Genomic DNA, 13,796 nt, shown 5'->3' with positions numbered 1-13,796 from the left:
CGTAGCCTTGCCCACTGAATCATTCGATGCAAGTAAAGAAAGCGACGCTCGCACGCCGCTTTCCCCCGGCTACATCACGCCACGATGTCGCTGGTCGCTGCCTGGCCAACCGTGCTGACGATGAAGTCAGCCACGCCGTGCCCGGAGAAATCCACCGACAGCAAGCTGTTGCCGCCCGACGAGGTCAGCACGGCGTCGCCCACCGCACCGGTGAAGCTGCTGACGAAGTGCAGGCCTGCACCGTTGGTGATCCCGGTCAGGTCGATTTTGTCGAGACCGCTGACAAAATCGAGGATCTGATCCACCGCACCCGGTTTGGAATCCGAACTGGCTGCGAACACAAAGGTGTCCGAACCGGCGCCGCCCCACAGTTTGTCGGCACCACCGGCGCCCCAGATGATGTCGTTGCCGGCACCGCCCTTCAACTCGTTGGCCACGCTGTTGCCGATCAGCAGATCGTTGCCCGAACCGCCAATGGCATTTTCGATGATCGCGCCTTTGGCAATGGACACGTTACCGACCATGCCGCCAACGTCAGAGAACGAGGCATCATTGAGGTTGATCTTCTGGTTCTGGGTAAAACCAGAGAAGTCCAGGGTGTCCTTGCCGCCCGCATCCCACACCGAGAACACCAGCTTGTCACTCGACGACGAGGCGCTGAGGAAATCGCGACCGGCGTTGGAGTTAAAGCCGTAGGTGGTGTCGCCGGTACGGATATTGGTGTTGGCACCGTAGAGTTTCTGGATGGCCGCGATATCGTCCATCAGCGGGCCAGACGCATAGGCTTCCACGCCGCCCTTGCTGAAGTTCTGGCTGGTGTTGCTCTCGCTCCAGTAACTCATGAGGCTGTAGCCGCGGGTGTCTTGCCCGTAGGAAGCGTCGTTGTAAGTCGGGTTGCCATTGCCGGCGTTGTAGTCGCCCGGGTGGGCCAGACCGAGGCTGTGGCCGATCTCGTGGGTCAGGGTCTGACGGCCGTAGTTGTTCAGATCCGGGTTCTTGTTTTGCGTGTAGCCACTGTTGATCAGGTACCACGATGTGCCGTCATAACCGGCGCCGGTGCCTGGCAGATATGCGAACGCTGCCGCGCCGTCCTGGCCACCGCTGTAGTTACCGAAGGTCATGTGGCCGTCACCGCCCGAGGCTTTCTCGGTGAAGGTCACGTTGGCCACGTCAGCCCAGGATTGCATGGCGAGCGCTGCTTGGGCTTTTTGCTGGGTGCTGAACTGGCTGAACCCGCTGATCCCGTGCTTGTTCATCGTGCTCGACGAAGCAGAGGTCAGGAACGTGTAGGTGAGTTCGATCTTGCCGCTGCCGTCCTTGTCCTGGTAGGCAGCACCGTCGCGCAGCAACTGGGTGGCGGCCTGGTCGACGGAGAAGGAGGGTTTGCCATTGACCGTGAGGTTGCCGCCACGATCGTATTGATGGCTGAAACTATTGATCTGATTCCAGGCCGAACTGGCAGCTGCCAGTGGCTGAACGGCACCAACCGGCTGGAAAGCCTGTTCGGCAGCATCAATAGCATTGGTTTTAACTTTCGACATAAACACACTTCCTTGTTTAGCAATGGAACAGTTTTTGTCCGATAGCGGCGATCCCTGGCGAGATCGTCCTATCACTCGCCCCATTGAGGGCGAAAGAAAACTGACACAATTTGAAATCTGCCGTAAAGGATTTTTTTGGAATGAAATCTGAGTGTTTCTGAAAACTGCCGTAAACAAAGCGCGCGAGGTCTAAAGAATGTTTAAAGTTTCGGGCTTTCGCCTAATTGTCTGACGATTTTATATTTAATTATTAAATATCGGTAAGTTGTGTTTTGTTAGCTGCGTCTCACTTTTCCGCACTTTAACAGTGCAGTGCCAGTGTATTGATATCAACTTCTCAAACTCACTGAATAACCTATGTGGGAGCGGGCTTGCTCGCGAAAGCGGAGTGTCAGTCAAGCTCTATGTTGACTGAACAGACGCCTTCGCGAGCAAGCTCAGCTCCTACAAGTTATGCTTTTTGCCAACATGTGTTTTCACGCCTGTGGAGCTTCCTCGCTGTCGATGCCGTGGATATCGAATATGACGTCAACTTTGTAGAACCTGGAATTTCGGTACTCAGTCGTGAAACACAATCGGCCATTGATGATCTGCTGAGGGGCATGATTTTGCAGAACCACTTCCCCGCTCACCGCCGCGTTGGCATGGCCAAATTCGGGATGAAACATGAGGCTCGTGAGTTCAAGGCTCGGCAAAGGGAAATGGCCACTGGGTTGATCCCTGTCCACGAAGCCGAAAGAAATGGAGGCGCCCTCTGACACCATGAATCCAGACGCCTCTAGACCACTGGTTTGATACCGGTTCACCTCGCTGGTTTCGAAGTTGTAGGTGCGGATCAATACGTCGGTCGCTGTATAAATCTCGACCGTCCCTTTCATAGTGCCGATAGTCGCTGTAGTCATATCTGCTGCTCCTTCTGCGCCCAACCGTTGCGGTCGCGCTAGCGTCAGTAAACGACAAGCAGCAGCAATCAGGCACCTGTCATATCTGACAGGTGCCTGGATTATCTAGCGATAGAAAATCGAGATGTCTTAGCTACCCGTGCGAATCTTGTTCCAGACCCGCGTACGAATCCGGTCGATATTCAGCGGCATCGCCTCCAGTGCGAACAACTTGCCCATCATTTCTGGACTCGGATACACCTTGGTGTCGTTTTTGATCGCCGGGTCGATCAGGCTGTCGGCCTGTTCGTTGCCGTTGGCGTAGTGCACGTAGTTGCTGATGCCGGCCATGACGTCCGGGCGCAGCAGGTAGTTCATGAATGCATACCCGGCCTTCTCGTCCGGTGCATCGACCGGCATGGCGACCATGTCGAACCAGATCGCCGCGCCTTCCTTGGGAATGTTGTAACCGATGTCGACACCGTTCTTGGCTTCCTTGGCGCGGTTTTCCGCTTGCAGGATGTCGCCGGAGAAACCGACTGCCACGCAGATATCGCCGTTGGCCAGGTCGCTGGTGTATTTCGAGGAATGGAAGTAGCTCACGTACGGCCGCACTTTCATCAGCAGTGCTTCAGCCTTTTTGTAGTCTTCGGGATTTTTGCTGTGGTGCGGCAAGCCCAAATAATTGAGCGCTGCCGGGAGCAATTCCGGGCCGTTGTCGAGGATGGCCACGCCGCACTTCTGCAGTTTTTCCATGTTCTCGGGTTTGAAGATCAGATCCCAGGAATCCACCGGTGCATCGTCGCCCAGCACGGCTTTGACCTTGGCGATGTTGTAGCCGATGCCGGTGCTGCCCCACAAATACGGGAAGCCGTGTTCGTTGTTCGGGTCGTTGACCTGCAACGCCTTGAGCAGCACCGGGTTGAGGTTTTTCCAGTTCGGCAACTGGCTCTTGTCGAGTTTCTTCAGCGCCCCGCCCTGAATCTGCCGCGCCATGAAGTGGTTGGACGGAAACACCACGTCGTAACCGGATTTGCCGGTCATCAACTTGCCGTCGAGGGTTTCATTGCTGTCGTAGACGTCATAGGTAACGCCAACGCCGGTTTCTTTTTGGAAATTCTTGGTGGTGTCTGGCGCGATGTAGTCGGACCAGTTGTACACCTTGACCGTGTCCGCCGCCTGAGCGAGGGAAACGGCCAGCATCAGCGGTGCCAGAGCGAGGGTCTTGCGGATCATGGGTCGATTCCTGTGTAGGTTTTTTTGTTGGCAGGCAATCAAAGGGATCAAACGATCAGAAAATCAGTACATAGGTCTTGCGCACGGTCTCTTCGATGTCCCAGATACCGAGCGTGTTGGCCGGCAACATCAGTGCGTCGCCACCTTGTATGTGCAGGGTTTCGCCGCCACCGTCCGGGGTGAACGTGCAACGCCCGGAGATGAAATGGCAGAACTCCTGCGCGGTGATCTGCCGACGCCAGCGGCCCGGGGTGCATTCCCAGACGCCGGTTTCGACGCCGTCGTCGCGCTCGACGCTGGTGGTCGAAGCGATAGCAATTGGTTCGCCAAGAGGAACGGCCACCGGGTTGGATTCGTCGAGCTGCAATGTCGCGGTGTTTTTGAACTGGGTAATGCTCATGGTCTGACCTGTCTTTTGGGCGTTCTTAAAATCAATCGACGTTTAGTGCATGAAACCTTCCATGAAACCGGCCACCTGGCTGGCGAGTTTGCGCCGCCATGGCGCGGTCGCAGGATTGGCCAGGGTCTGGTCTTCATGGACGAAGCTTTTGATGATCGCGTTGTAACCGAGCCAGCGGCACGGCTCCGGTTCCCAGGCACGCAGCGCATGAATGCCGCCGTCCGGCAGTACCCACGGCTGATGCACCAGTTCGCTGTCGCGTTCAAGAATCAGGTCCGCCAAGGTGCGGCCGCCGAGGTTGCTCGCACCGACGCCCTCCCCGCCATAACCGCCGGACAGCGCGATGCCGTTGGCGCGATCGCAGAGCATGTGCGGCTTGAAGTGTCGCGACATGCCGAGGTTGCCGCCCCAGGCGTGAGTGATTTGCACGTTTTTCAGTTGTGGGAACAGTTCGCCGAACAGATAACGGCGCAGTTCGACCTCATCGCGGGTCAGATCGAAGTTGTGGCGCAGCTTGCCGGCGAACTGATAACCGCCACGGGCACCGAAGATAAGGCGGTTGTCGGCACTGCGCTGACCGTAAGTGACCTGACGGCTGAATTCGCTGAAAGCCTGGCCGCGATTGAGGCCAATCTCATCCCACGTGGCGGCGGACAACGGTTCGGTGGCGACAATCAGGCTTTGCACCGGCAATTGATAACGGCCGAGCGGCGGCAAGGTCACCGAATAACCTTCAACGGCCGGGACGATCCAGCGACTGCGCACGCTGGCCTTGGCGGTGCGCAAGCTGCCGGACTGCCAATGCGTGACCGGACTGTTTTCGTAGATCTTCACGCCCATGCTTTGCACGGTCCGCGCGAGACCACGCACCAATTTAGCCGGGTGAATGGTCGCCACGTGCGGCGCGTAAATACCGCCGTAAGGTTTGGCCACGCGAATCTGCTGCGCCAATTGCTCGGGGCTGAGCCAGCGGTAATCGTTGTCGTTCAGGCCTTGGGCGTGCAGTTTCGCCAGGTATTCACGCAGCGTGGCTTCCTGCTCCGGGTAACGTGCAGCGCAATACAACACGCCGCCCTTGCGATAATCGCAGTCGATGCCTTCACGTTCGAGGACGACTTCAACTTCATCGGGAATGCTGTGCAGCAGATCAAACGAGGCGCGGCGCTGTTCAGGTGACAGTCCGGCGAGCAAGCGATCTTCACCGAGCAGATTGCCCATCAGCCAACCGCCGTTGCGACCCGACGCGCCAAACCCGGCGGTTTGCGCCTCGATGATGGCAATGTCCAGGCCGGGGGCGAGTTTCTTCAGGTAGTACGCCGTCCACAGCCCGGTGTACCCCGCGCCGATAATCGCCACGTCGACGTCGAGATCCTGCGTCAGCTCGGGCCGCGCGGTCAGCGGCTCGTCGAGTTGATCCATCCACAAACTGATAGTGCGCCACGCCGGCATGCAAGACTCCGCCACTGAAAACCTTCGATGGCGTCGATCCTAGTGCGTGGGCTTAAGCGTTGTCTTGCGCGCGTGTCCGCAAAGAAATTTGTTTGACGTAGGCCTTCGGTGACTGGCCGGTGTGCTGACGGAAACAGCTGTAAAACGCCGAGACCGAGTTGAATCCGGCAGCGAATGCTAATTCATCAATGCGCACGGGGGGCGTGGCGCCATCCAGCGAGCGCAACAAATGCTGCAACCGCGCTTGGTTTACGTAGCGATAGAAGCTTTGCCCCAACACCTGATTGAGCAGGTAAGAAATCTGATTGCGGCTGTACCCGCACTCCTTCGCCACTCGCTGCAGGTCGAGTGCGGGATCGAGATACGGTTGCTGTTTTTCGAAGTATTGCTGCAGATCTTCGGCCATGAAGCTCAGTTGCCGTGGCGACAAGCCCAGACGACTGACCGCCGGGCGCTGATTCGACGCCGAAGTACCGCCTGCCTGCGCACGCACCAGTGAGGCGTATTCGTTGACGCGCCAGATCAGTCCGTCCTTGACCGTGATCGCTTCACTGGAGCGGAACGACACCAAACCGTCGCCGCCGCGCAATGTCACTTCGTATTGAATGAACGCGGTGTTGCCGTCGACGCGAATGCGGTCGCAATGCTCGAGCGCTTCGTCGGATTCTCGCGGCATGCTGACACGCACGTACTCGCGCAGGTCGTCGAGGCCGAGCACGCGGTTCTGGAAAAAGTCGTTGTATTCGATGTCCGGGTGATACAGCGCCATGACGGCGTCCAGATCGCGGTGTTTCCAGCTCAGGTGATAGCGCATGACCGTGGCGGCCGTGGCCTCGGTCTGTTGTGGGCCGTCGTCGTCGGCGTGCATAAAAGGCTCGGCGAAAAGAAACCGAGCTTGCCCAACTTCGCCTCGGGCAGCAATGGCCAATCGATAGTGGCCATTTGGCGATAAGTGCATTTGGCGTGACGCACATCAAAAAACCGGTCGCAATCGCCAAATGAACTGAAAAATCTCACAGAAAATTCACATCCGGATGCTACTTTTAAGTCCTGACACTGGTTGAGCCAATGAAGGCTCTTCCCACCTACCATGAGCAAAAGGAAACGCTCGATGATGAAGGCGGGCAACAACATGAATAAAGGGTCAAGCAAAGTCACGTTCCCCAACGCTTGCCAGCTGATGCGCTGGCATTTTCATCCCATGGGTTTCGAGGCCACGATGGACGCGCCGGGCAGCATGGTCGCGCGTCTGTTTGATCGCGCCAGCGGCGAAACCCTGATCGCCATCGCCGGCATCCCGTGTGCAACGGTGATGAATGCGGCGGATGTCGAGCGGATGATTGAAGCGGTGGAGGATGAGCTGGAAGCTTTCATACCGCCTGAATCTCTCAGGAGTTATGCATAAGCTTTTGATTAACAAAGAAAAGCCCGCCGTTAAGCGGGCTTTTTTGTGGGCGAAGGTTTCAGGCGGTTTGGCTTTCTGCGCGGTGATCGACAAAGAACGCTTTGCCCTTGGCCACCCGCTCGGAGGCTCTTGGCATGTTCACCGCTTGGCTTTCCTGTGGTTCGACGTACCAATAGCAATGGCTGACGGCGCGGGTGATGCCGACATAAGCCAGGCGCAGGATTTCGTCTTTTTGCGCGCTGTCGTAAGGCTCGTTGTCGCCGCTTTTGCCTAGACCGGCCATGCGGTAAACCTGATTCTTGTACGGCGAGCTGGTCAGGTGCTGACAATCGCCGAGCAAAAATACCGCATCGGCCTGCAAGCCTTTGGCGCTGTGATAGGTCAGTTGTTTCAGGCGCCGAGCTTCGTATGGCAAACTCGAATCCACATTAACTACAGACTGAATATGCTCTTCTATCAATAACTTATCACTGCTTTTTCGATAGAGCATCAAGATCGAATCGCCCTGACGGTAGTGTTCGGCGAGGCGCCGACCAAGACCTTGGTCATCTCGCTCCAGCACATTAACCGGTTGTAGTGGTTTGGGCTCGCCGCTGGACTTGGCTTTCTTGCCGGGGATCGCCGGCGCTGCGCGAACGATGTGCTCGGCGGCGTCGATGATGTGCTGGTGGCTGCGATAGTTGTCGCTGAGCATGACCCGCGTGGTGCTCGGCGACGGGAATTCCTTGTTGAATTCCATGAAATAACTCGGCGAACTGCCCCGCCAGCCGTAAATCGACTGCCAGTCATCACCCACACACAGCAACGACGAGCGTTGCGCACCCCGCCCGACATGCATGGCCGGGCCTCGGCTGCGAATCTCCGTGAGGCTCGCGCGAATCCACGAGACGATCTGCGGCGAGACGTCCTGAAACTCGTCGATCATCAGGTGCGACATCGGTCGCAGCAGCTCATCGCTGAGCAACTTGAGGTTCTCCGGCGAGTGTTCGCTGAACAGCGCAAACATGCGGTTGTAGGTCATCACCGGCGGTTTCTGATCCAGCAGATGATCTTCCAGCGCACGCCAGAACAGGCTCAATGCCTCGAAAAAGAACCGATCCGGGTCTTCCTTGGCGAAACTCATGCGGCCTACGGCGTCCGGCACGTCCAGTCCCAAGTTCTCAATGAAGCCTGCGGCGGCGACGAAACAATCGAGTAGCGGCGCGGAAGCGAGTTCGCCTTTGACCTTGTAATCAAAGCCCGGACCCGCGCTGGCATCACCGGCCAACGTGGCCAATACGCGCCTCGATGACTCGTAGGAATCTATCCATATCAATGGCTTACGACAGAAAGCTTGAAACAGGGTGCGCTTAACCGCCCATTCAGCGCGGATAGAGAGCTTGGCGTTTGGCCGACAGATCTGGGCGTTTTCGCGCGGATCAAAGCCCAGTACCACCCACGCGTCGAGGCTTGGGATGTAGCCATGGGCATGGAATTTCGCGCCATTGATGTCGAAGGTCTGGCGGTTCGGTTCGATGCCTTTGATCGGCCAGGCGCCCGCGCGAAACCATAGATCCTCGATGGCGTCGCAGAGTTCTTCGTCGCGCTTGGCTGCCAGCTCGGTTACCGCCACGCGTTTCTGCACGTCCGGGTGATCGCGTTCCAGCTCTTTAAGCTGCAACGCCGCGCGAGACAGCGGCTGTATCAATTCGCGGAAACGTTCATCGTGAGTAAACAGGCGGTGATAACAGGCATTGAGCTGCTGACGCTGGGCGTCGTTGATGCGCAGGTCGAAAGGGTTGCTGTCGACCTCTTCATCGCTGCCCTGCGGGCGATTGCTGAGGTTTTCGAAGGCTTGCAGGCGTTCGAACCCCGGCAGGCTGCGCACCATCGGCAAAATGCGCGAGTGAAAGGTGCGCACCAGTTCGCGCGCCTGTTTCGGGCTCAAGGCCTGACCCCAGAGCGCGAACATTTCCATCAGCTTATTGATGAAATCTTTGCGCGACTCACGGGTGAAGGTCACCACGGTCATCGAATCCAGCTCAAAACCCAGATAGTAAGTGAGCAGCAGAATGCGCAGCACCAGCGTGGTCGACTTGCCTGCCCCGGCGCCGGCAACCACCGAAGTGGACGGCGTCTCGCTAAAAATCATTTTCCATTGCGCGGCACTCGGTTGCGCCTTTTCCGGCAGCAAACGGGCGACATCGGCTTTGATGCGTTTCTTCAGATCGGCGGTCAGTGGCAAACGCCAATCATCGAACAAGTGGTTGTCGATGCTCGGCGGTCGATGCTCGGTGTTGCGGCTGTCGCGAATCAGTAGAACCTGACGGCCTTCCTCCAACCCTTCAAGCTTGCCTTCGTTAAAACCGTATTCGACGCCAGCGGTGTGCCCGCTGCGAAAGCCATCGGCTTGGCCATGCAGCCACGACGCGCGGTGTTGAGCGCGTAAACGGGTCAGGCCGTGGCCGAAGAAACGCGCGGCCAAACGCTTGAACCAAGGCATCTCGGCCAGAGGACGAAGTTCGGGAGGTAGATCGGGGGTGTGTTGCGCCACGCTGACGACTCCAGGGTGTGAGGCTGTTGACTCTATGGTGTCTGCATTTGCCGTCGAGTTCTAGCGAAATGCTTGCAGGTCATTGGTTTAGGCGATGAATTGAAGGTTTTGCTTAATCATTTCAACGCTATTTTCTATCGACTGATTCGATGGTAATGCCGCAGTTTTTACGCTTTTTATCGATGTTTGGCTGATGGATGATGGCCGTCATAAACCTCGTTTTCAGGAGACGATCATGCTCGAACTCAGACCCTTCAGCTCGCTGGGCGGCGCCCATCACGGCTGGTTGGATGCCCATCATCATTTTTCGTTCGCCGAATACTACGATCCGCAACGCATGAACTGGGGCAACCTGCGGGTGTGGAACGACGACGTGATCGCCGCTGGCACAGGCTTCCCGCAGCACCCGCATCGCGACATGGAAATCATCACCTATGTGCGTGAAGGTGCAATTACCCACCAGGACAATCTGGGCAACAAGGGCCGCACCGAGGCTGGCGACGTGCAGGTGATGAGCGCCGGCACCGGTATTGCGCACAGCGAGTACAACCTGGAGGCGCGCGATACGAAGATCTTTCAGATCTGGATTTTGCCGACCGAAACTGGCGCACCGCCGTCGTGGGGTGCCAAGCCGTTCCCGAAAGGTCAGCGCGAAGGTTTTGTGACGCTGGCGAGCGGTAAGGACGGCGATGATCAGAGCCTGCGGATTCGCGCCGATGCGCGTTTGGTAGCAGCGAATATCATGGCTGGGGAAACGGCGGAGTATCGTCTGGATGAAGGGCGCCGGGCGTATCTGGTACCCGCGACTGGCGTGATTGAGGTCAATGGTTTGCGGGCAGAAGCGCGGGACGGCGTGGCGGTTGCGCAAGAGCGAGTGTTGACGGTCACGGCGATTGAAGACAGCGAGATTGTGCTGGTTGATCTGGCTTAAGTGGCAGGCATGAAAAAGGGGTGACCAATGGGGTCACCCCTTTTTTACGCCATGTCTGGTTGAAATACTTTGTGATGAGGGGATATATCTGTGGCGAGGGGATTTATCCCCGATGGGTCGCGCAGCGGCCCCGCTTTAAATTGCAGGGGGACTGCTGCGCAGTCCATCGGGGATAAATCCCCTCGCCACAGGTAAATCCCTTCACCACAGATGCATCACCTACAAAGTGTGCAGGCCCAGGTTACTTAGTGGAAATCGCCCCATCCACCAACGTCTGCGCCTCTGCCACCAGTTGCTTGAGGTGGTCGTCGCCAATAAAGCTTTCAGCGTAGATCTTGTAGATGTCCTCAGTGCCCGACGGACGCGCCGCGAACCAGCCGTTCTCGGTCATCACTTTCAAACCACCGATCGCCTGATCATTGCCCGGCGCATGACTCAGAATGCTCTGAATCTTCTCGCCGGCCAGTTCAGTCGAGGTCACTTGCGTCGGCGACAACTTGCTCAGCAAAGCCTTTTGTTCCGGATTCGCCTTGGCGTCTACGCGCACCGAGAACGGTTCGCCCAGTTCATCGGTCAATGCGCGGTAAGCCTGACTCGGGTCGCGACCGGTACGAGCAGTCATTTCCGCTGCCAACAGGGCCGGGATCAGACCGTCCTTGTCAGTGCTCCAAACGCCGCCATCCTTACGCAGGAACGATGCACCGGCGCTCTCTTCACCGCCAAAACCCAGCGAGCCGTCGAACAGACCGTCGGCGAACCATTTGAAGCCGACCGGCACTTCGTACAGACGACGACCCAGACGCTTGGCCACGCGATCGATCAAGCCACTGCTGACCACGGTTTTACCCACGCCAGCATCGGCGCGCCATTGCGGACGGTTCTGGAACAGATAATCGATGGACACGGCGAGGTAATTGTTCGGCGCCAGCAAACCACCGGACGGCGTGACGATGCCGTGGCGGTCATGATCCGGATCGCAGGCGAAAGCGACATCGAAACGCTCCTTCAGACCGATCAGACCTTGCATCGCATGGCTGGACGATGGGTCCATGCGAATCTGACCATCCCAGTCGACGGTCATAAAACGGAAGGTCGCATCAACTTCTTTGTTGACCACTTCCAGATCCAGACGATAGTGCTCGGCAATCGCCGACCAATAGCGCACCCCTGCTCCACCCAACGGATCCACGCCCAGACGCAGTTTGGCGTCACGAATGGCGTCGAAGTCGATCACGTTGATCAGATCGGCGACGTAGGTGTTGAGGTAATCATGGCGGTGCGTGGTGCTGGCCTTGAGCGCTTGCTCGTAGCTGATGCGCTTTACGCCCGCCAGTTTGTTCGCCAGCAACTCGTTGGCCTTGGCTTCGATCCACTTGGTGATGTGGGTATCGGCCGGGCCGCCGTTGGTTGGGTTGTATTTGTAGCCGCCGCTTTGTGGTGGGTTGTGCGACGGCGTAATAACCACGCCGTCCGCCAGGCCAGTGGTACGGCCACGGTTGTAGCAAAGAATCGCGTGGGAGATCGCCGGCGTTGGTGTGTATTCATCACCTTCGGCGATCATGACGGTCACGCCGTTGGCGGCCAGTACTTCCAGCGCGCTCGCCCCGGCCGGGGTCGACAATGCGTGAGTGTCGATGCCGACAAACAGCGGGCCGGTGATGCCCTGGGCTTCGCGGTACAGGCAGATTGCCTGGCTGATGGCCAGAACGTGCCATTCATTGAAACTCAAATCAAAGGAACTGCCCCGGTGTCCGGACGTGCCGAACGCCACGCGCTGGGTCGAAATCGATGCATCAGGCTGGCCGGTGTAATAGGCCGTTACCAGTCGCGGGATATCGACCAACAATTCTGCCGGTGCCGGTTTGCCCGCAAAAGGACTGAGTGTCATGCAAAACCTCTGAGATCGAGTGGTTCAGGAAATACAGCGCAGTTTACTGGCAGTATGACCACAGCGCGATGGGATCTATCCGGCACATCGCAGAAGTTTTCTAACGTCACTCGGCGGGCGCAAGGCGCAAGGCGTCACCGACAAGCCCGACCACGCTGGCCAGATCATGATCGCTGTGACTGATCGCGCTCAAGCGCAGGTGCTGCGCGTGCTGTCGATGCAGGCTGAACAACTCGCCGGGGGCAATCACAACCTGTTGCCTGAGCAAGTCATGAAACACCTCGCTCATGTTCACCGTCCGCAGCGACCGAACCCAAACCGTCGCCCCGCCCTGTGGCTCGACTATCTGCAAGGCATCGCCCAAACGCTCGCGCAACAGCTGAATCAGGTGGGTTCGGCGTTCCTTGAGTAACCGCCGCAACACCAGCAAATGCTGATCGATGCGCCCACTCGCATACAAACGCGCGATCGCTTTTTGCCGAGTGACCGACAAGCGGAACGAGCGCAGCAGAAAATGCCGCTGCAATTCGCTTCGCCACTGACGCGACAGGACGAAACCGTAAGGGGCTTCGGTGCCGATGATCCTGTCGAAAGCAGAAAACACCAGCAAACGCTCGGGATCCAGCCAGTCGCGTAACCGCTGGCCATCGTGCTCGTCTGCCAGCTCACTGCAACAGTCATTTTCCAGCACCCAGGTGCCCTGCTCCGCGAGTAATTTTGCAATCAATTGCCGATTGGCCGTCGGCGCGGCGCTGCCATGCGGCAGATTCAATGCCGAAGACAATAAAATCAGTCGCACAGGTTCAGTCTTGAGCAACGACGCCAGCCATTGAGGATCCAGTGCGCCATCGATCTGCAACGGCAACTCGATGACGCGTACCTCGGCCGCCTCGAACAGACGCAGTATCACCCAATCACAGGGTGACTCGACCAGAACCGTGGCCTGGCGCAATTCCAGCACGGCGATGAGTATTTCCAGCACGGCGCGTAGATCAGCGCCGATGTAGACGTCATCGGCATGCCAGCAATGGGTCGATGAAGTGGTGTAGCGCGCCGCCAGAACCGTGCGCAATTCCAGTTCACCACAGGGTTGCAGCAGCAATTGTGGCTGGCGCGGGTATTGCCGCAGCAACTCCCTTTCCAGCATCAGCAAAGGACTGTCCAGCGGCTGCAGCGACGCCGGATCGTCGGTGCTCAACACGCACATGCCCGGGCGCCGGGCGTTGACATAGACAGCCTCTAGCAGATCGCTGCCATTGGCCGGCGGCACCAGGAGCGAGCGGGCTTTTGCGTAATAACCGGACTTGGCTATCGAGTAAACCCGCCCTTCCTTCTCCAACAGCGAATACGCGTATTGAATGGTCGAGATCGACACCTTCAAGCGATCCGCCAATTGGCGCAACGACGGCAATCGCATGGCGCCAGCGGCGTCGGACTCGTTAATCACCGACGTCAGGTAGCGGTACACCGCTTGGTAAGCAAAATCGTTTTCACGCAAGACCTTCATGAGCCCTCATCCATAGGCATTGGCG

Annotated in this window: 11 protein-coding genes; 2 read left to right on the top strand and 9 right to left on the bottom strand. The window is 57.8% G+C overall.

The window, feature by feature from the left end:
• Positions 1–74 precede the first annotated feature (74 nt).
• From AD669_RS12040 to AD669_RS12015, 6 genes are all read right to left on the bottom strand, one after another.
• Positions 75–1,541 carry a serralysin family metalloprotease gene (locus AD669_RS12040; RefSeq protein ID WP_053119957.1) on the bottom strand — a complete coding sequence of 489 codons (1,467 nt, stop codon included), beginning with the start codon at positions 1,539–1,541 and terminating at the stop codon, positions 75–77.
• 476 nt (positions 1,542–2,017) lie between these two features.
• Entirely contained in the window at positions 2,018–2,443 is a 426-nt protein-coding gene (locus AD669_RS12035; protein WP_053119954.1) for a hypothetical protein, read from the bottom strand.
• 129 nt (positions 2,444–2,572) lie between these two features.
• Entirely contained in the window at positions 2,573–3,658 is a 1,086-nt protein-coding gene (locus tag AD669_RS12030) for a polyamine ABC transporter substrate-binding protein (protein ID WP_053119952.1), read from the bottom strand.
• Positions 3,659–3,713: 55 nt separating this feature from the next.
• A complete protein-coding gene (locus AD669_RS12025; protein WP_053119950.1) occupies positions 3,714–4,058 on the bottom strand; it encodes a cupin domain-containing protein in 345 nt (114 codons plus the stop codon).
• A 42-nt stretch (positions 4,059–4,100) separates the two neighbouring features.
• Positions 4,101–5,507 (bottom strand): FAD-binding oxidoreductase, encoded by a 1,407-nt coding sequence (locus tag AD669_RS12020; RefSeq protein ID WP_053119948.1) that lies wholly within the window; start codon positions 5,505–5,507, stop codon positions 4,101–4,103.
• A gap of 52 nt (positions 5,508–5,559) precedes the next feature.
• Positions 5,560–6,375: an AraC family transcriptional regulator gene (locus AD669_RS12015; RefSeq protein ID WP_053119946.1), complete on the bottom strand. Its 816-nt coding sequence runs from the start codon at positions 6,373–6,375 to the stop codon at positions 5,560–5,562.
• 264 nt (positions 6,376–6,639) lie between these two features.
• Between AD669_RS12015 and AD669_RS12010 the strand changes: the two genes are divergently transcribed.
• A complete protein-coding gene (locus AD669_RS12010; RefSeq protein ID WP_053120469.1) occupies positions 6,640–6,912 on the top strand; it encodes a DUF1652 domain-containing protein in 273 nt (90 codons plus the stop codon).
• Positions 6,913–6,970: 58 nt separating this feature from the next.
• Here AD669_RS12010 and AD669_RS12005 read toward each other — a convergent pair whose 3' ends face one another.
• A complete protein-coding gene (locus tag AD669_RS12005) occupies positions 6,971–9,445 on the bottom strand; it encodes a UvrD-helicase domain-containing protein (protein WP_053119944.1) in 2,475 nt (824 codons plus the stop codon).
• A gap of 235 nt (positions 9,446–9,680) precedes the next feature.
• Between AD669_RS12005 and AD669_RS12000 the strand changes: the two genes are divergently transcribed.
• Positions 9,681–10,376 (top strand): pirin family protein, encoded by a 696-nt coding sequence (locus AD669_RS12000; protein WP_053119943.1) that lies wholly within the window; start codon positions 9,681–9,683, stop codon positions 10,374–10,376.
• Between the two features lie 241 nt (positions 10,377–10,617).
• Here AD669_RS12000 and pgm read toward each other — a convergent pair whose 3' ends face one another.
• Together pgm and AD669_RS11990 are read right to left on the bottom strand one after the other, a co-directional pair.
• Entirely contained in the window at positions 10,618–12,264 is a 1,647-nt protein-coding gene (gene pgm / locus AD669_RS11995) for a phosphoglucomutase (alpha-D-glucose-1,6-bisphosphate-dependent) (RefSeq protein ID WP_053119941.1), read from the bottom strand.
• 106 nt (positions 12,265–12,370) lie between these two features.
• On the bottom strand, positions 12,371–13,771 hold the full coding sequence (locus AD669_RS11990) for a PLP-dependent aminotransferase family protein (RefSeq protein WP_053119938.1): 1,401 nt from the start codon (positions 13,769–13,771) through the stop codon (positions 12,371–12,373).
• Between the last annotated feature and the right edge of the window lie 25 nt (positions 13,772–13,796).

The sequence above is a fragment of the Pseudomonas sp. P1.31 genome (assembly GCF_001269815.1).
Classification (GTDB): domain Bacteria; phylum Pseudomonadota; class Gammaproteobacteria; order Pseudomonadales; family Pseudomonadaceae; genus Aquipseudomonas; species Aquipseudomonas rustica.
This window is presented reverse-complemented; position numbering and strand designations above follow the sequence as displayed.

Bases quoted from the DNA above. Each gene is read 5' to 3' on its own strand.
- AD669_RS12040 (WP_053119957.1), bottom strand. From the start codon at position 1,541: ATGTCGAAAGTTAAAACCAATGCTATTGATGCTGCCGAACAGGCTTTC.
- AD669_RS12035 (WP_053119954.1), bottom strand. From the start codon at position 2,443: ATGACTACAGCGACTATCGGCACTATGAAAGGGACGGTCGAGATTTAT.
- AD669_RS12030 (WP_053119952.1), bottom strand. From the start codon at position 3,658: ATGATCCGCAAGACCCTCGCTCTGGCACCGCTGATGCTGGCCGTTTCC.
- AD669_RS12025 (WP_053119950.1), bottom strand. From the start codon at position 4,058: ATGAGCATTACCCAGTTCAAAAACACCGCGACATTGCAGCTCGACGAA.
- AD669_RS12020 (WP_053119948.1), bottom strand. From the start codon at position 5,507: ATGCCGGCGTGGCGCACTATCAGTTTGTGGATGGATCAACTCGACGAG.
- AD669_RS12015 (WP_053119946.1), bottom strand. From the start codon at position 6,375: ATGCACGCCGACGACGACGGCCCACAACAGACCGAGGCCACGGCCGCC.
- AD669_RS12010 (WP_053120469.1), top strand. From the start codon at position 6,640: ATGAATAAAGGGTCAAGCAAAGTCACGTTCCCCAACGCTTGCCAGCTG.
- AD669_RS12000 (WP_053119943.1), top strand. From the start codon at position 9,681: ATGCTCGAACTCAGACCCTTCAGCTCGCTGGGCGGCGCCCATCACGGC.
- pgm (WP_053119941.1), bottom strand. From the start codon at position 12,264: ATGACACTCAGTCCTTTTGCGGGCAAACCGGCACCGGCAGAATTGTTG.
- AD669_RS11990 (WP_053119938.1), bottom strand. From the start codon at position 13,771: ATGAAGGTCTTGCGTGAAAACGATTTTGCTTACCAAGCGGTGTACCGC.